The organism is Streptomyces sp. NPDC058646, assembly GCF_042716875.1.
GTDB lineage: Bacteria > Actinomycetota > Actinomycetes > Streptomycetales > Streptomycetaceae > Streptomyces.
The window spans coordinates 101,145-118,183 of record NZ_JBHXRK010000013.1 but is presented as its reverse complement, the minus strand read 5'-3'; the positions used below and the strand labels follow the sequence as shown (position 1 = coordinate 118,183).

Sequence of the window (17,039 nt, the reverse complement as noted above, 5' to 3'; positions counted from 1 at the left end):
TTGCAGTCGACACCGGTGGCCGCCGAAGGGGGACAACCAGCCCGGTCTGGTGGGAGACCTCGCGCGCCCCCACGGTCATGGCGACAACCCGTTCGAGGCGGCTACAGGCTGCGGGCGGCTTCCACGCTGTCGGCGATCAGGAACGGGGTTGCGGTGGCGGTGTGCGTGAGCAGAGCGTCCACCTGGTGGGGGAGTGGCCCGGCCAAGATCATGTGGTGTGCGCGGTCGGCGTCCAGCAGGACGTGCAGGAGCGCGGGGTCGGCGGTGGTGATCCGAGTACAGTCGATGATCGTTTTTTGGGCGGTCGAGTGCGCGATTTCATCCAGGATCTCTCGCATGGCTTGCGCGGTGTCCACGTCGAACTCCCCGGCAGCGGTGATCACGCACACACCACCGCGCTCCGTTGTGCAACTCACCGATGCGTGGTGCCTTGCGCGGTGACGGCTGCCGGGTGAGGGCTGTTTGCGTAGGTCAAGCATGGCGGGCCCCAAGCGGCGCGGATCTGAGAAACGGCCTGTGGAGGTGAGCCACGCGGGCTCGGTGGCCGGCGGGAGGGCAGGCCGGACAGACAAGACGCAGGGTGCGAGCCGAAAGCTGTTTCAAGGATGGCACCGCTGAGTCGGCGTGGCCAGCATTCGTCCGACGCGTACCGTGCCGCCGGTCCGGGGGACCGGACCGATGCGGGTTGATGACGGCTCCCCCTTCGTGACCGCCATTCCGGCGTACTGACGGCGCCGCTGGGCTTGTCGCTCTGAGGGGTGAGGGCCGCGTATGCGGGAGGCCGACACCTGTGGGGCGTCTTCCGGCGTTCCGATCTGCCGATCGTCCGACGGAGGTCCCGACGCACACCGGTCTCTCCCTCGGAGACCGAACCGGGGTTTCTGCTATCGAACAACCTGAACGGTGAGAGTCCGGCAACGCATCGTAGCCAAGGCTGGCTCCAGCGCTGGCCAGACCCCTGGGAGTGCAGCGTCAGACAGCGCGCGAAGGCATGCGGGCGGACTCAGACCATGCGGGTCGACGACCTGGAACGGCGTCTGCTCGCCCTGCTCGACCCGGCGGCTACGAGTGGGCCGGCGGGGACGGCGGTCGGGGCAGTGGCGGGACTGGCCGGAGTGGTCGAGACCACCCTGGCGGCGCACCGCGCTACCGAGCGGGGTTGGTGCCCGGCCGGTCATCTCCTCCTGGACCTGCGCGGGGACGAACCGACCGGTCCGGTGACGGCGTGCCGGCGATGGGTGCGCTGCTGCGGGCGCTGTGCGGTGCAGACGCGGAACTGCTCACTGACCCGGACGAGCAAGCTGGACTCTACCGATCACAACTGGCTGCCCTGGGGCGAGAAAAGGGGGGCCGGTCCTGCTGCTCCTGGACAGTGCAGCAGCGCCGCGCAGGTCCAGACTGCCGCTCCTCCTCAGCCTCAGCGCAGTTGCTCGGCCAGTCCGACGATGATGCCCTCCGGGCCGCGGACGTAGCAGAGCAGATAGCTGTCCTCGAACCGGGCGATCTCACCGACGAGTTCGGCGCCGTGAGGGCGCAGGCGGGCAACCGTGTCCTCGAGGTCGTCGACGGCGAACATGACGCGGTGCGTGCCCAGGATGTTGTGCGGACGGTTGAGCGGACCGGCGCTGATCACCGCGGGGCTGCAGTACTTCGCCAGCTCGAGTCGGCTGTGCCCGTCCGGGGTCCGGAGCATCGCGATGTCACAGCGGACGCCGTCGAGTCCGGTGCACTGGTCGGCGACGGGGCCCTCGACCTCCGCCCTGCCCTCCAGTCCCATACCGAGCTCCACGAAGAACGCGATGGCGGCCTCCATGTCCTCGACGACGATGCCGACGTTGTCCATCCGCTGAATCGCCATGCTGGATTCTCCTTCTTCCTCGTGCCGCCGGTGGTGGCCGCTGGTGTCCCGGGGACGGAGCCGGTGGCACGTTCTCGACATCCTCGGACCGCCGAACTCCGAAGAATCTGGATCAGGTCTCCGCACCACCACAGCCGGCGCGCTTTTCGGCGGTAACCCTCCGAGCGAGGACGAGCGCCCGGATCCGGTGGCGGAGGCCAGCGCCGCGGTGGTGCGGCCAGGGACGGGGTGCTCCGGTGGGCCGGCCGTCGGGCCCGGCCACGCGCAGGTCGGGCAGGCGGCGCGCTCATGGGGGGCCAGCGGAGGCGGGGTCCGCCCGGCAGTGGCCCGGCTGTGTGTCACCCGACAGCGGACGGCGCACCGCGCTCGGCGGCTCGGCCGGCTTCGGCGGGCAGCCAGCAGCCGTGCAGGCCGAGCGGCACCCGGACGGGGATGCGGGCGCGCGCCACTGGTCCGGAGGCCGGGTCCCCGGCGGGCACGACCAGGAACCAGCTCGACCCGTCGGTGCGGTCGGTGGCGAAGGTGAGCCAGTAGCCACGTTCCTCGGAGTCGGTACCCGGCTCGGGAGCGAAGACCGGTTCTCCGACCGACAGGTCCCCGGCGTCCCAGACGAGGGCGGTCCCCGTTCGCGCGTCGTGGAAGCGCACCGCGTCGTACTCGCCCGGCAGCAGGTCCGCCCGGCCGGTGGAGGTGGCCAGTGCGGTGTGGCGGTGGCGTCGGCCGATGAGGCGGTCGTCGATGCGGGGGAACTCCACCCGGGCGTCGTCGAGCAGGGTGCGGGTCATGGTGCCGGCCGCGGGGTCGATGTGCGCCCGTGCCAGACCGCCGCTGACCGGGTCCGCCGCTTCCGGTGCGCCGCCGACGGTCAGCCGGCTCCACTGCACGAAGTCCAGGACCACCGGGGCGTCCGCTCCAGGGCCGTCGTCGTAGGCGTTCACGGTGTGCCACAGCCAGAACGCCTCGTCGGCCGCCCATCGCGGCGGTCCGCCGTCGCGCGGGATCAGGACCACGCGGGTACCCCGCTCGGGCCGCCAGGCCAGGAACGAGCCGCCCGCCATGGCCGCGTCCAGGTCGAAGAAGGCGGGCGCGAGGACCAGGACGGCGTAGCGGCCGGTCAGAGCCATGTCGTGGATCATCATCGGCTCGTCCACGCCGTCTACGGGTGTGGGCCCGCTCGTGACGGTGCCGTCACGGCCGATGACCGACCAGGTCAGGTAGGGCGGCTCCAGGCCGTAGCAGAAGACGACCATCTCGCCCGTGACCGGGTCGATCTTGGGGTGGGCGGTGATCCCCGCGGGTAGGGCCCCCTCGAAGTCCTCGCGGCCGAGGGTCTGCAGCCCGGCGCCGATCCGGTACGGGCAGGACGACTCGGCGAGGGCCAGCATCCGGCCCCCGTGCCGTACGACGTTGATGTCCGGCAGGTCCCGGAAGGTCCCCGCGAGCTGCGGTCCGACCTGCTCGGCATCCGGCATGATCATGGACTCGAGGCCTCCCCACAGGGCCCGCCCGGCCCGTTCCTCGGCCTCCAGGGCAGGGGTGCGTACGAACCGGTTGCGGTAGCCGGCGCGGCCCTCCGAGAGCCACACCCCGTGCAGCATGCCGTCGCCGTCGATGGGGTAGAGGTACGAGCCGATCGGCGTGAAGCGGGGATTGGGTCCGTTGCGCAGGTACAGGCCGTCCAGGGCGGCCGGGATCTCGCCCGTCACCTCCAGCTCGGCGGCGTCTACCTCCTCGGTAACCGGCGCGAAGGAGCCCAGCAGGTGGGGGACGCGGGTGGGGTCGAAACGGGACGGCGTGTGCGTGTTCACGAAACCTCCCGGAGCGGGGGTACGGCACCTTCCGGCACCTTCCAGTGAAACGCGGTGCGGAGGCCGGTGCCAGACACCAGGCACCCCGGCGGCCGCCCGGATTGCGCAGGCGAGCAGGCCTTCGCACGCAGCGAGCCGGACGGCGCCCGCTCCGGCCGGCCGCGCCGGGAAGCCCGCTCCGCACTCCACAAGGGGCAGCAAGCCCCGGACCGCACCGGCGACAGGACGACCCCGCCGCCCCCCGTCGTGCCACATCCACCTCGGTCCCGCATCGACCGATGACCGGCGGCAGTACCTGGCGGGCTCAGGCCGACAATCGGGTGGTCATCCGTCTCGTCAGCCGATGATCACGGCTGTGCAGGACATGCAGGAGGTGATGCTGCCCCGCTCTCCTGCCCGCGGGCGCTCCATACTGCGCTCACTCCAGGCGGCGGCGGTCCTCATCGCTCCACTTGCGTGTGTCGCGGGGTTCGACGTAGGGCTCCTCGTCCTCGGGCATTCCGCCGGCGATGGCGCGCTGACGCACCAGCTCGGCATCGAACTCCAAGCCGAGCAGGATGGCCAGGTTCGTGATCCACAACCACACCAGGAAAATGATCACGCCCGCGAGAGTGCCGTACGTCTTGTTGTACGAGGCGAAGTTCGCGACGTAGAACGCGAAGCCGGCCGAGGCGATCATCCAGATCACCAGCGCCAGAAAACTCCCGGGGGTGACCCACCTGAAACCGCGGCCCTTGGCGTTCGGGGCAGCCCAGTACAGGATCGCAATCATGATCGTCACCAGCAGGACCAGGACCGGCCACTTCGCGATCGACCACACGGTCAGGGCGGTGTCCCCGATCCCCAGTGCTGTGCCCGCCTGCCGGGCCAGGGAGCCGGAGAAGACGACGATGAGCGCGCTGGCGCAGGCCAGGACCATCAGCGTCACCGTGAGGGCCAGGCGCAGCGGGAGGACCTTCCACGCCGGGCGGCCTTCCGGCATGTCGTAGACGGCGTTCGAGGTGCGGATGAACGCGGCGATGTATCCGGATGCCGACCAGATCGCGACGGCCAGGCCGACAATCGCCAGGAGCGAGCCGATGCCTGCGTTGCCCTGGAGTTGTTGGACCGCGTTGCTGATCACGTCGCGGGCCGAGCCGGGCGCGAGTTTCTGCAGGTTGTCCAGGACCTGCTTCGTCGCGGACTGCCCCGCGATGCCGAGCAGGGACACCAGCACGAGCAGGGCGGGGAACAGGGCCAGAACCCCGTAGTAGGTGAGCGCCGCGGCCCGGTCGGCGAGCTCGTCCTCCTTGAACTCCTTCACGGTGCCGCGCAGCACCGCCTTCCACGACCGTTTCGGCAGCTCGGTGAGCTGGTCGGGAGCCCGCTCCTCCACCTGCGGATCCGGCCCCGCCGTGCTCTCGCGACCAACTTCCCCGCGTTCGTGTTCCTGGCCTGGCTTCGGTGTGCGTGTCATACCCTGCGGCTTTCCACCGCGGCGTCACTCATGTCAGCGAGCACGCGCCGGGTTCTTCGGACGGGGCCGAGACGGGGGGCTCGGGCGGGCGGGGGCCGGGTTCTACAGCCAGCCGTTGCGGCGGAAGGCACGGTAGAGGGCTCCTGCCGCGATCGCCATGAGGCCCACCGCGAGGGGGTAGCCGTAGGTCCAGCCGAGTTCGGGCATGTGTTCGAAATTCATGCCGTAGACGCCGGCGACCATCGTGGGGACCGCGAAGATCGCCGCCCACGCGGAGATGCGTCGCATGTCGTCGTTCTGCCAGGTGCCCACGCGGGCCTGCTGCGCGCCGAGGACCGAGTCCAGCAGTTCGTCCAGGGTCCGTACCTCGATGTCCGTGCGGTGCAGGTGATCGGCGACATCCCGGAGGTACGGGGCGATCTTCGGGCGCTGGTCCACCCCGCCCGGGCCGCTCAGCAGGCCCTGGACCACCGGGACGAGCGGCTGTACGGCGTCGCGGAACTCGCGGACCTCCCGCTTGAGAGAGTAGATGCTCGGGGTGTGGTCGACGCGGGACGTCGAGAAAACCTCGTCTTCGAGTTGGTTGAGCGTGGCGCGCACCCTGCGGGCGGCGTCGTTGTACGCGTCGACGGCGACGTCCAGCACCGCGTGCAGGACGGCCCAGGGGCCGAGGCGCAGCATGTCCGGGTCTGTATCGAGCCTGCGGGCCGCCTCGAGACAGGGGTCGATCGGGCCGTGGCGCACGGTGAGAACGCTGCGAGCCCCTACGAAGATCATGATGTCGCCGGTTTCCACCGCCGTCTCTTCCGCGACGTACCGGAGGGTCTTCAGCGCGACAGCCAGCATGTCGTTGAACCGCTCGGCTTTCGGGCGCTGCTGTCCATGGAGCGCGTCTTCGACGGCCAGCGGGTGCAGGCCCAGCTCCTGGGCCAGCTGGGCCAAGTCGCCCGCCGAGGGGTCTACGAGTCGGACCCAGGCGAACTCGCCGGCGCCCAAGCCCCGCAGTCGCTTGAGGGCGGACTGGCAGGCGTCGTCCGGCAGCTCGCACTCCACATGCTCCGACCGGCCCGAGTCCTGGTCGTAAATGACACATTCCATTCCTCGCGGATGCTTCACCAGCCCACTTTCATGCGCCCGGGGCCGGCTCTCGTTTGACGCCCGCCGTGTTGTGGAACACACCGGAGCCGACCCGTGCAGGCGCGTACGCGGGTAGGAGCCCCATGAGACGGCGGCTCTCCTGGCATGGGCATGAGCCTGGGCCCGGACCGGACGGCTGCGCGCCGTGCTGTTGCTCCGCGCCGTCGACGCGAGTAACTGGCGTTGCTGCCGGACATAGGTGGGCTGCTGCCCGAGGACGACTCGGTCGCCGAGCCCGGCAACGGGTCTGGGGGTACCGGCCCGCCCAGCCGTTCGAAATCTGTGCCGCCGTGGCCGACCCCCACAACGCCGTACTGCTCATCGTCCGTGACGGGGAGAAACGGCCCGCCTCGTCCAAGCGTGAGCTCTGAGGACGGCCTCGCTCGCCACGAGCGTTCTGCTGTCAGTCGGCCTGAGCCCGTCGGAAGCGGTGGCGAGGTCTTCGACTACCGCTTGCGGTGCGAGTTCCAGGTACTGGCTGATCACGCCGCCGGTGCGGACGAAGGTGATCGTCTTGCCGGGCTCCTGGAGCGGTCCCGGCCCGAGCGGGACCGGGGCACATCACCTGTGCCGCGTCGTCCTCGGAGAAGCTGTAGGACTTGACCACGTGGTCCTGTCCACGCCGCCTCCAGGGCACCAGGACCACCCGGGTCGCGGCCCCGGGCGCATGCTTCCTCGAAGCGATGGCCGCCGATACCTTGCCGCAGGGACGGTCACCGGACGGATGATCGGTGTACTCCTCTTCGACAGAGGCTATTCGGTACCCCGCGACGTCCTGCCCCGGCGGCACGGCGTCCTTCATGTGGGCCATGCTCAACGCCCCTGTCGAGCGGGAGACCAGGTTGCCCAGCACGAGACTCCCCGAGATCCGCCCGGACAGCCGAGGATCCCCGGGTCCGTGCACGACTGCACTCCACGTTGCAGTCGGCCCGTGCGGCAGCCGCCGAAGGGGATGCCCCGACTGCACGTGCCTGGGTGGCGGAGCTGTACGAAGACGCCCGAGATGCTGGCCTTCCCCGGGCTCCCGTCGCCTGGCCCCTGCCCGGGGCCGGCAGATGCGCGACCACGCCAACGACGGACTGCGGCGGTTGCTTCCCGGGTCCCTGCGTGAGGATCTCGCGAGCATCGCGACTACCTGAGCCTCACGGGCCGCCCCCTCCAGCTCGCCCCCGACCTCTACGCCGCCATCCGCCAGGACAACGGCTGCGTCGGGCGCGGGGCCACTCGTACGGCATGCGACACGGGGCCGGCGTCTTCCACAGCAGGGCACCGTTGCGCCGCCCGCTTCGCAGCCGAGCGCGGCCTGCCCTCTGGGATGACCGCCTGCTGATCGAGCGGCCATTGGTGCTCTGCCTTGGTGGCGCCGCAGATGCCAGGAGTCGGGCGAGGCCATGCTGACCGTGCGCCCCGAGCGGGGCGCTGCCCTGAAAGGCCTGTACCGGCCCGCCCCGAACCGTGTGATCGGAGCCGGTGGGCGGTAAATGCCGTCGACAGCGCCCCTCGGCACCCGGCAAAGTGGTCGCCCGTGACGACCAGTGAGCTGTGGACCCGTGCGACCGCCGACCGCTACGACGCCGAGGAGACCGAGACGTCCTCAGCCGCCGTTCTCGGACCGACCCTCGCCTTCCTCGCCGAGCTCGCCGGAGAAGGCCGGGCACTGGAGTTCGCCATCGGGACCGGACGAGTGGGCGTCCCGCTCCGGGAACGTGGCGTGCCGGTAGTGGGCATTGAACTGTCCGAGCACATGGCAGCGGTACTGCGGCGCAAGATCGACGAGGACGCGCTCCCGGTAGTCATCGGGGACATGGCCACCACCGTCGTTCCGGGCGAGTTCACGCTGGTCTATCTCGTCTACAACACCATCACGAACCTGCTCACGCAGGACGAGCAGGTCGAGTGCTTCCGCAACGCCGCACGGCATCTGGAGCCCGGCGGCAGATTTGTCATCGAGCTGGTCGTGCCGCCGCTGCGGCTCCTGCCGCCCGGCCAGGTCGCGGTGCCGTTCGACGTCTCCGAGCAGCATTGCGGCTTCGACACCTTCGACCTCGTCGAGCAGATTCTCGTCTCGCACCACTTCACCCGCGACGGCGACGACGGCCGCTACCGCCGCGAAAACTCCCGGCACCGCTACGCCTGGCCGGCCGAGCTCGATCTGATGGCACGGATCGCCGGGCTCGAGAGGGAACGTCGCGTCGCGGACTGGGACGGGACGCCGTTCACCCAGGACTCCGCGAAGCACATCTCCGTGTGGCGCAAGCCGACCTGAGGTCGGCCGCCGGCCCGTCGACGTAAGGCGCCTGCCGCGTCCTCCACGCCGACGGCAGGCAACAACGCGACGCGGCAACCGTAGACCTTGCCCGGTCTCCTACGGAAAACCGCGGCCGAGCACCCGCGCGAGGTCGTGCTCGCCCTTGCCGGCGCGGTCACCGATGCCCACGGCTGGGCGCCCGGCCGTCGATTGGCACGGCCCCCAACACACCCACCCGACCGGGCGTCGGCCTGTAGGGAGGACACCGCGGCCACGCCCCACGCTGCGTATGCCGATACGGCCGCTGTGACATCCACGGGGGTCCTGTCCGCTTGCTGGTGGGCGACCAGGACGATCCGCGGCGGCCAGAACGGGCACCGCCTGCGGTCCGGTGCTCCGGCGGTGCCCGTACGCCACCGGACGGCCTACCGAGGGAGGCCGTCCGGGCGTCCCCGTGGAGTCCGCTCGCCTTGCGGCGGGTCCTGGTCCACGGGGAAGAGGGGCAAGGCGCCGGTCATCTCGAGGAGGCGGAGGAGCTGCTGGTTGGGGGCTGCCAGGCGAACGACGGTTCCGGTCTCCTGCGCTGCGCGCCGCGCGGCGAGGAGCGCGTTGAGCGCGGAGGAGTCGCAGAAGGAGACGCGGCTGCAATCGACCGTCACGGGCTTGGCCGGTGAGGCGTGGGCGAGGGCTTCGGTGAGGGCGAACCGCAGAGCGGGGGCCGTCTCGATGTCGATCTCGCCCGAGGGTCTGATGGCGACGGCGTGATGCAGGACTTCCACGGCGATGGCGTTGCCGTCGGCCTCCGGGGAGGGGCGTTCGGCCATGGTGGGTCACTCCTCGGTTCCACGGGTGGCCCCCGAAGCCGTGGCCCGATGGCCCGTTCGGGGGAGGGGCGGGTCAGGTGCTGCGCTGGTCATGGGTGTCCTGGCGGAGCTGGTCGGTGTGCCTGGTCAGGGCGTCGATGCGTGCTGCCAGCTCGGTGTCCTGGGGCCGCAGGTGGACGCGGGTGTCGGCCAGGGGGCGGACGAGGCGCGCGGCGTCGTTGTCGGCGAGGGCCTGGTTCAGGTCGCCGACGGCGCCCTCGGCGCCGGCGGGGAGACCCGTCAGAGCGGTGACCTGGCCGGCGAGGCGGCGGAGGTCGGCCGCGTGGTCACGGGCCCAGGCGGTCACGGTGCGGTCGGCGGCGCGCGTGTCGCGCGTGGCCTGGACGCGCTGCTCGCCGGTGCTTCCGGCTGCTCCTGGACGCAGCCGGAGGTAGCGTCGTTCGGCTGCCTGGCGACTGGCGACCCCGAGCGGGCCCGCGAGGTCGGCCCAGCTCGCGCCCCGCCCGCGGGCGGTTTCGATCAGGCCGCTCTCCCAGCCTGCGAGCTGCTCGCGGACCTCGCGCAGCATCACCAGCGCGGCCAGAGCGGCATGGGGGTCGGCGTCCGCCGCGGTCGCAGCCGCTTCGGCCGCCGACGTGCGCGCGGAGAGCTGCTGCGCGTCCTTCACGGACTGATTGATCGCCTCCAGCGCCGCTGCGGCGGCCAGGAAGGGGATCGGCTCGGGCGGCTCGGTGGCCTCGTTCATCACGGGTCTCCCATCCGTCATCCTCCAGATGACGTCCTGCTTGTCATCGTTTCGATGACATGCTACAACGGGAGCACGTTGAAGCGCATTGGCAGTTTCTGCCTGAACCGACTGGAGGTGTTTCACGATGTTGATGCGCACCGACCCCTTCCGTGAGATGGACCGGATCGTCCAGCAGCTCTCGGGTGCGTCGGGTACCTGGTCGAAGCCGTCCGTGATGCCGATGGACGCCTACCGTCAGGGCGACGAGTACGTCATCGCCTTCGACCTTCCCGGAGTGAGCAGCGACGCGATCGACATCGACGTCGAGCGGAACATGCTGACCGTGAAGGCCGAGCGCCGGCCCTCGGGGAAGTCCGACGGCGTGCAGATGGAGCTCTCCGAGCGGCCCCTGGGTGTCTTCTCCCGCCAGATCATGCTGGCCGACACCCTCGACACCGAGCACATCCAGGCCGACTACGACGCGGGTGTCCTGACCCTGCGCATCCCGATCGCCGAACGCGCCAAGCCCCGCAAGATCACCATCGGCAGCGAGTCCGGCCGCAAGCAGATCTCCGGCTGAGCCGACCCGTCGCCCGCGGCGGAGGACGGGGACCCGCCCCCTCCGGCACTCCGTCCTCCGCACTCCCGTGCCGCCTCACCCCTTGGAGGTGACGTGATGCCGATGCGCCCGGAGGCGTTCCTGGGTCAAGTCCAAGAACGCGGCGAATACGAGACCCGGGCGGAGGCCGAACGGGCCGCCCGCGTCGTCCTGGCCCTGCTGGGCGCCCACTTGGTCGGCACCGTGCGGGCCGAGCTCGCAGCCCGGCTCCCCGAGACGTACGCCCTGATCCTCCTCAACCCGCTGCAGGCCGCAGAACCGCTCCCGCCCGAGCGGTTCGTCCGCGCGGCCGCGGCCTGGATCGAGGGCGCCACGGAGAGGACGGCCCTGTGGGACATCGGTGCGGTCCTGTCCACCGTGGCCTCCGCCGCGGGCGATGTCCTCATGCGCGAGGTCCTGCTCCAGCTCCCGCCGGGCTACGACCTCCTCTTCGGCCACCCCCAGCCCACCTGACCCACGGGAAGGCCGACCTTCCGCCCGAAACTCCCCGAGAAAGGCCAGTGCACCGTCATGTACGACCCGACCCGAACGACCTCGTCCCTGGCGGCCGTGACCTTCGACCAGATGCTGGAGCGCGTCCGCTACGAGGGGGCCTACCCGACGTGCGAGCGTGCCAGGGAAGCCGTCCGCGACGTCCTCGCCGCCCTCGGCCGCCAGGTCGAGGGGGAGGAGCGCATCGACCTCGCGCAGTGCCTGCCCGTCGAGGCCGCCCTCGCCCTGACCGCCTCGGCGCCGGACAGCGAGCACCTGACCGGCTGGGGCTTCGTCAAGGACCTGGCCACCCGCACCGGCTGCACCCCCGCCGCCGCCCGCTGGGACACCGGAGCCGTACTCGCCGTCGTAGCACGCCTCGCCGGACCCGACCTCCTCGCCCGGATCCTTCGCCAGCTCCCCGGCGGCTACGCCCTCCTCTTCGGCCAGGCAGAACTGCGCCAAGCCCAGGCCGCCGCCTGACCCCGTACGAGCGACGGAGCGGCCCGGCAGAGGGAGGTCTCGGTCTCCCCCCGAGACCGGTACTCGGCCGGGACGTGAACGGCGACTCCACTTCTGCACCGGTGGCATGCCCGCGACCTCGACCTGCGTACGCGCGACCCTGTCCTCTCCCACCGTGGGGTGGACGGGTGCCTCGCCGTCACAGAGGCCCCTGTCAGGACCGCAGGAAGGCGAGTACCGCCAGCACGCGCCGGTGCCCCTCGGTGGCCACCGGCAGGTCGAGCTTGGAGAAGATGTTGCCGATGTGCTTGTTCACGGCGGCCTCGCTGATGAACAACTCGGCGGCGACGGCCGCATTGGTGCGGCCCTGGGCGATCAGGCCGAGCACCTCGCGCTCCCGAGGGCTCAGCCTTTCCAGGGGGTCCTTCCGCAACCGTACGAGCTGCTGGATCACCTCCGGGTCCACCACCGTCCCGCCGATGGCGATCCGGTCGATGGCGGCCGTGAAATCGGCCACTGCGGCCACCCGCTCCTTGAGCAGATAGCCGACTCCGGCTCCGCCACCGGAGTCCAACAGGCCCAGCGCGTAGGAGCGTTCCACGTACTGGCTGAGCACGAGCACCGGCAACCCCGGGAATTCCTCCCGGAGCCGTACGGCGGCCTTCAGCCCGTCGTCGCTCAGCGTCGGCGGCATCCGCACGTCGGTGACGATCAGGTCGGGCCGCTCGGCGTGCACCGCCGCGACCAGGGCGTCGGCGTCACCGACCGCCGCCACCACCTCGTGCCCGACCCGCTGCAACAGCCCGACCAGGCCTTCGCGCAACAACACGGCGTCCTCGGCCACGATCAGGCGAAGCGACACGGTACCTCCACATGCAACAGGGTGGGACCACCGACCGGGCTCGACACCCGCAAACGGCCGTCGAGCGCCCTGACCCGGTCGGCGAGCCCGGTCACACCGCTGCCCGCTTCCGTGTCCACGCCGCCCCGGCCGTCGTCCGTGATGTCGAAGATCAACAGATCGGCATGGTACCGACCGCGCACCTCCGCTCTCGCGGCCCCGCTGTGTTTGGCGATGTTCGTCATGGCCTCGTTGATGAGGTAGTACATGGTCACCTCCACCTTCCTGGGCAGCTCCTCGGGCAGCCGCAGGTCCACCGCGACCGGGATCGGGAACCGGGCCGCATAATCCTCGATCGCCGCGACCAGCCCGTGATCCGCCAGTACCGGCGGATTGAGGCCCCGGATCAGAGCCCGCAGCTCCTGGTGGGCGGTGGACAGATGGGCCTCCGCCTGGGTGAGCAGTTCGGCCTGCGGGGAGCCCGGAGGGACCTCCAGGCGCAGCATACCGAGGGTCAATCCCAGGGACACCAGCCGCTGTTGCGCCCCGTCGTGCAGATCGCGTTCGATCCGTACCCGTTCTGCGTCGAAGGAGTCCAGCAGGCGTGCCTGCGAGGCGCGCACCTCGCGCAGCTCCTCTGCGAGCTCCCGGTCGCGCGGGGCGAGGAAGGTACGGGCCATGGCGGCCCGGGCGCCCGCCCATGAGGTCACCGTGTAGGGCGAGGCGAGCAGTACGATCACGCTGAAGACCGCCCAGGGCCAGGTCTCGCTGTCCAGCGAGCTGAAGAAGACGGCCGGCATCCCGAAGCAGAATCCCAGCACCAACAGGTCCAGCCACCACAGCGCGGCCGTCGAGATCAGCGTGAACATCAGCTCCCGCCAGGTGACCTGCTCCTTGAGCCGGGTGGCCACCCAGGCCTTCACCCCGGGCCCGTCCGGGCGGCGGTGCGGGTCCGGCAGCCGGTCGAGGTCCACCAGCCGCAGCCGTTGACGCTCCACCGTGGCGACCACCGTGGAGGCCAGCACCAGACCCACCAGGGGGGCTATTCCGATCAGCACCACCAGCAGCGCGACTCCCGCTGTCAGACCGACGGCGAAGACCATCACCGCCGCCGCACCGACCAGGACACCGCTGCCCAGATAACCCAGCGACCGCCAGGGCCAGCTCGACGTCAGAAAGCTCACGGGGCGCTGAGCCATGGCCTGCCAGGCCGTTGTGGGTCGCATGTCCCCACCGTAACCCGGCGTTTCGGACCTGGGGGTAGAGCTGCCTCCACCTCGGAAGTAGAGGGTGGGCCAGTGCCCCGCCCACCCCTCGTGCCGTGAAATCGACCCATGACGACAACGAGGCAAACCTCCGGACAGGACGCGGTCGAACTCCACGGCGTGCGCAAGGTCCACGGCACCGGCGATCACTCGGTGACCGCACTGGACAGCATCTCCATCGGCTTCGCCCGCGGCACCTTCACCGCGATCATGGGCCCTTCCGGCTCCGGGAAGTCCACCTTGCTGCAGTGCGCTGCCGGCCTCGAGCAGCCGACCGAAGGACAGATCGTTCTGGCGGGCGTCGACATCGGCAAGCAGAGCGAGAAGCAGCGCACCGAGCTCCGCCGCAAGCACATCGGTTTCGTCTTCCAGGCCTTCAACCTCGTGGAGTCACTGACGGCGGCCCAGAACGTGGAGCTGCCCTCCCGCTTCGCCGGCCGCAAGGTCAAACCCGAGCAGGTCGCGGGCGCGCTCGCCTCGGTCGGTCTGACCGAACGCGCGAACCACCGGCCCAGCCAGCTCTCCGGCGGCCAGCAGCAGCGAGTGGCCCTGGCCCGCGCCCTGGTCACCCGTCCCGATGTCCTCTTCGCGGACGAGCCCACGGGCGCCCTGGACACCGTCACCTCCCGCGAGGTGCTGCGGATGATGCGGATGCTGGTCGACCGGGAGGGCCAGACCACGCTGATGGTCACCCACGACCCGGTGGCGGCCTCCGTGGCCGACGTCGTCGTCTTCATCAAGGACGGCCGGATCGCCGACCGGCTCCCGCTGCAACGCGACACCCAGGACAACGCCGCGGCGATCGCCGCCCACATGGCCCGGCTGGAGGCGTGATGCTGATCTTCGCGAACGTACGCGAACGCTGGTCCAGCTTCCTCGGAGCCTTCCTCGCCGTCATGGGCGGCGTGGCCCTCATCACCACCACCCTGGTCATCTACGACTCCTCCCGCCCCACCGTCCAGGACCGCTACACCGGCACCGCCGCCCTGGCCCTGCCCGAGCGGGCCCTCGACCAGGAGGGCAGCCCTGAGGACCGGATGCCGTGGAGCCAGGCCGAGGCCGCTCCGATCCAGGCCGCGCTCGAGGCGCTGCCCGGAGTCGCCTCCGTCGTGGTGGACCGGTCCTTCTACGCCCAGGCCCTCCAGGGCGACCAGCCCGTCACCGACGAGGGCGCCGCTGAAGCGGGACACGGCTGGGGCAGCGCGCAGATGGCGCCCTACCCGCTCGTCTCCGGCCGGGCCCCGAGCGGGAACGGCGAGGTCGTGGTCGACCGCGCCCTGGGCGTGGCAGCGGGCAGCAAGCTCACCGTCAACATCACCGAGGGCCGCAAGCAGTTCACCGTTGCCGGCACCGTCGACGGCCCCGGCTACTACTTCAGCGAGGCGTTCGCCGCCCAGCAGCAGCCCGGCGTGGGCGCCCTCGCACTGATCGCGGACAAGGGAGCGTCGGCAGGTTCCATCGCCTCCGACGCCCGGCAGGCCCTCGGGGACAAGGGCACCGTCCTCCACGGGGACGCCCGGTCCGAACTTCAGCCCGCCCACATCGAGCACAAGCGCTTCCTCGGCGTCCAACTGATCAGCGCCATGGCCGCACTCGGTCTCTTCACCACGGTCTTCGTCGTCGCCTCCATGCTGATCCTGTCGACGGGAATGCGCCGCCGGGAGATCGGCCTGCTGCGCACCATCGGCGCCGCACCGAGCCAGATCCGCCGCATGATCCTCGGCGAGGCCGCCGTGGTCGGCCTGCTCGGCTCGGTCGTCGGCTGCCTGGCCGGCATCTCCGCCTCCCCGCTGCTGCGCGACATCCTCAAGGGACTGGACGTCACCGCCCCGGACATGCAGATCAGCGTGGCCGCCTGGCCGCTGCTCACCGCCTCCACGGTCGGCATCGGTGTCAGTGTCACCGGTGCCTGGGCCGCCGGCCGCAAGGCCGCCAAGGTCGCCCCGATCGAGGCCCTGCTCGACAGCCGCTCCGCCGACAACGGCATGGCCCGCGGCCGCTGGATCGCCGGACTGTCCGTCCTCGGCCTGGGCGTCGTCCTGGCCCTCGGCACCGCCACCACCGGCGCCGACAGCCGCATCAGCACGGCGCTCCTCGCGACCATGACGCTCATCGTCGCAGCCGCCCTGCTGGCCCCCGTCCTGGTAGGCCCCGTCGGCCGCTTCCTCACCGCCCCCCTCCAGAGGCGCGGCTCGGCCGGGCCCGTCCTGATCCGCTCCGAACTCACCGCCAACTCCCGCCGCGCAGCCTCCCTGGTGGCCCCCGTGATCGCTGCGGTCGGCTTCGCGGTCCTGCTCAGCGGAGCGGTCGAGACGATGCGAGCGGCCTACCCGGCAGGCGAGGCGCTCAAGGTCGCCGGCCAGACGATCGTCACCTCGGACGGCACCCCCGGCAACACCGATGAGGTCGTCGCCGCCAACCCCGTCGGCAAGGCCTCCCTGCCGACCCGCGCCTTCGTGGGCGAGAAGCGGACCGTCCTGGACGTCCTCGGTACCCGTGACGCCCGGTGGAACAAGCCGGGAGAGGCCGTGCTCGGCCGGCGCACCGCCACCGCTCTGGGCCTGAAGCAGGGCCAGAGCGTCCCGGTCCGGTTCACCGACGGCGCCAGCGTCGACCTGAGGATCAGCGAGGTCCTGCCCGACGACCCGGCCCGCGGTGACTTCGTGGTCGCCCGCGACCTGGTCCGAGCCCACGACCCGGCCGCGCTCACCGACGACATCTTCGTCCCGGCGCAGAACACGGCCTCCGCCGAGGTCCCCGGCACCGTCCTGCACGACGCCGTGCAGTACGCCCTCGACGACTACAACACCGACGCCAAGCTCACCGACAGCCTGGCCGCCATGCTCATCGCCATCGCCGTCGGCTACAGCGTGATCGCCGTCGCCAACAGCATGGCCATGGCGGCTCACGGACGTCGCCGTGACTACGCGGTGATGAAGTCCGCCGGCGGCACCGTCCGCCAGCTCCTCAAGCTGGCCGCGGGCGAGACCGCGGTGCTGGTGGCCGTCGGCGCGGGCCTTGGTGTCCTCGTGACACTGCCCCCGCTGGCAGGCATGGCCTCCGGCCTCTCCCAGGCCACCTCGTCGGACGTCAGCCTGCACCTGAACGTCGGAGCCGTCATCACGGCGATCACCGGCACCCTGGTCGCGGCAGTCCTGGCAGGGGTGATGGTCACTGGGAAGACACTGAGGAAGTCCGCCTAACCCCCCGGACAGCGAACGTACCCGCCCGCTCACGGAGGAAGAGAAGAGGAGGAGAACAGGAAGGAACGACCGCAGCGGGCGAGGAACCTACGAAGGCGGCCCCGGGAAATCCCCAGGGCC

At 70.9% G+C, this 17,039-nt stretch carries 15 protein-coding genes; 6 read left to right on the top strand and 9 right to left on the bottom strand.

Annotated elements, in window-relative coordinates:
* Window positions 1-101: 101 nt before the first annotated feature.
* The 5 genes from ACFWUZ_RS18030 to ACFWUZ_RS18010 form a co-directional block, all read right to left on the bottom strand.
* Window positions 102-416: an STAS domain-containing protein gene (locus ACFWUZ_RS18030; protein WP_384373197.1), complete on the bottom strand. Its 315-nt coding sequence runs from the start codon at window positions 414-416 to the stop codon at window positions 102-104.
* A gap of 1,001 nt (window positions 417-1,417) precedes the next feature.
* On the bottom strand, window positions 1,418-1,858 hold the full coding sequence (locus tag ACFWUZ_RS18025; RefSeq protein ID WP_384373195.1) for a VOC family protein: 441 nt from the start codon (window positions 1,856-1,858) through the stop codon (window positions 1,418-1,420).
* A 338-nt stretch (window positions 1,859-2,196) separates the two neighbouring features.
* Window positions 2,197-3,666 carry a carotenoid oxygenase family protein gene (locus tag ACFWUZ_RS18020; protein ID WP_384373193.1) on the bottom strand — a complete coding sequence of 490 codons (1,470 nt, stop codon included), beginning with the start codon at window positions 3,664-3,666 and terminating at the stop codon, window positions 2,197-2,199.
* Window positions 3,667-4,084: 418 nt separating this feature from the next.
* The gene (locus tag ACFWUZ_RS18015; protein ID WP_384373191.1) at window positions 4,085-5,122 is read right to left on the bottom strand and encodes a YihY/virulence factor BrkB family protein; all 1,038 of its coding nucleotides are present in this window, start codon (window positions 5,120-5,122) and stop codon (window positions 4,085-4,087) included.
* 102 nt (window positions 5,123-5,224) lie between these two features.
* Window positions 5,225-6,220 (bottom strand): magnesium and cobalt transport protein CorA, encoded by a 996-nt coding sequence (locus ACFWUZ_RS18010; protein ID WP_384373189.1) that lies wholly within the window; start codon window positions 6,218-6,220, stop codon window positions 5,225-5,227.
* Window positions 6,221-7,784: 1,564 nt separating this feature from the next.
* Between ACFWUZ_RS18010 and ACFWUZ_RS18005 the strand changes: the two genes are divergently transcribed.
* Entirely contained in the window at window positions 7,785-8,525 is a 741-nt protein-coding gene (locus tag ACFWUZ_RS18005) for a class I SAM-dependent DNA methyltransferase (protein WP_384373188.1), read from the top strand.
* A gap of 407 nt (window positions 8,526-8,932) precedes the next feature.
* On the opposite strand, the gene ACFWUZ_RS18000 is transcribed toward ACFWUZ_RS18005, so the two are convergent.
* Both ACFWUZ_RS18000 and ACFWUZ_RS17995 read right to left on the bottom strand, forming a co-directional pair.
* Window positions 8,933-9,331 (bottom strand): STAS domain-containing protein, encoded by a 399-nt coding sequence (locus ACFWUZ_RS18000; protein ID WP_384373186.1) that lies wholly within the window; start codon window positions 9,329-9,331, stop codon window positions 8,933-8,935.
* A 73-nt stretch (window positions 9,332-9,404) separates the two neighbouring features.
* Window positions 9,405-10,076: an HSP18 transcriptional regulator gene (locus tag ACFWUZ_RS17995; protein ID WP_384373184.1), complete on the bottom strand. Its 672-nt coding sequence runs from the start codon at window positions 10,074-10,076 to the stop codon at window positions 9,405-9,407.
* Between the two features lie 127 nt (window positions 10,077-10,203).
* On the opposite strand from ACFWUZ_RS17995, the gene ACFWUZ_RS17990 reads away from it, so the two are divergent.
* The 3 genes from ACFWUZ_RS17990 to ACFWUZ_RS17980 all read left to right on the top strand — a co-directional run bounded on the left by ACFWUZ_RS17990 (window position 10,204) and on the right by ACFWUZ_RS17980 (window position 11,631).
* Entirely contained in the window at window positions 10,204-10,638 is a 435-nt protein-coding gene (locus ACFWUZ_RS17990) for an Hsp20/alpha crystallin family protein (protein WP_384373182.1), read from the top strand.
* Between the two features lie 96 nt (window positions 10,639-10,734).
* Window positions 10,735-11,130, top strand: a complete 396-nt coding sequence (locus ACFWUZ_RS17985; RefSeq protein WP_384373180.1) for a DUF2267 domain-containing protein — start codon at window positions 10,735-10,737, stop codon at window positions 11,128-11,130.
* A gap of 57 nt (window positions 11,131-11,187) precedes the next feature.
* The gene (locus ACFWUZ_RS17980; RefSeq protein ID WP_384373178.1) at window positions 11,188-11,631 is read left to right on the top strand and encodes a DUF2267 domain-containing protein; all 444 of its coding nucleotides are present in this window, start codon (window positions 11,188-11,190) and stop codon (window positions 11,629-11,631) included.
* Between the two features lie 193 nt (window positions 11,632-11,824).
* On the opposite strand, the gene ACFWUZ_RS17975 is transcribed toward ACFWUZ_RS17980, so the two are convergent.
* Together ACFWUZ_RS17975 and ACFWUZ_RS17970 are read right to left on the bottom strand one after the other, a co-directional pair.
* The gene (locus ACFWUZ_RS17975) at window positions 11,825-12,472 is read right to left on the bottom strand and encodes a LuxR C-terminal-related transcriptional regulator (protein ID WP_384373176.1); all 648 of its coding nucleotides are present in this window, start codon (window positions 12,470-12,472) and stop codon (window positions 11,825-11,827) included.
* Window positions 12,457-13,677, bottom strand: a complete 1,221-nt coding sequence (locus ACFWUZ_RS17970) for a sensor histidine kinase (protein ID WP_384373174.1) — start codon at window positions 13,675-13,677, stop codon at window positions 12,457-12,459. The genes ACFWUZ_RS17975 and ACFWUZ_RS17970 overlap by 16 nt, the downstream gene beginning before the upstream one ends.
* 108 nt (window positions 13,678-13,785) lie before the next feature.
* On the opposite strand from ACFWUZ_RS17970, the gene ACFWUZ_RS17965 reads away from it, so the two are divergent.
* Window positions 13,786-14,550, top strand: a complete 765-nt coding sequence (locus tag ACFWUZ_RS17965) for an ABC transporter ATP-binding protein (protein WP_384373172.1) — start codon at window positions 13,786-13,788, stop codon at window positions 14,548-14,550.
* Complete coding sequence (locus ACFWUZ_RS17960; RefSeq protein WP_384373170.1) at window positions 14,550-16,919, top strand: ABC transporter permease; 2,370 nt, start codon at window positions 14,550-14,552, stop codon at window positions 16,917-16,919. The genes ACFWUZ_RS17965 and ACFWUZ_RS17960 overlap by 1 nt, the downstream gene beginning before the upstream one ends.
* Window positions 16,920-17,039: the final 120 nt, after the last annotated feature.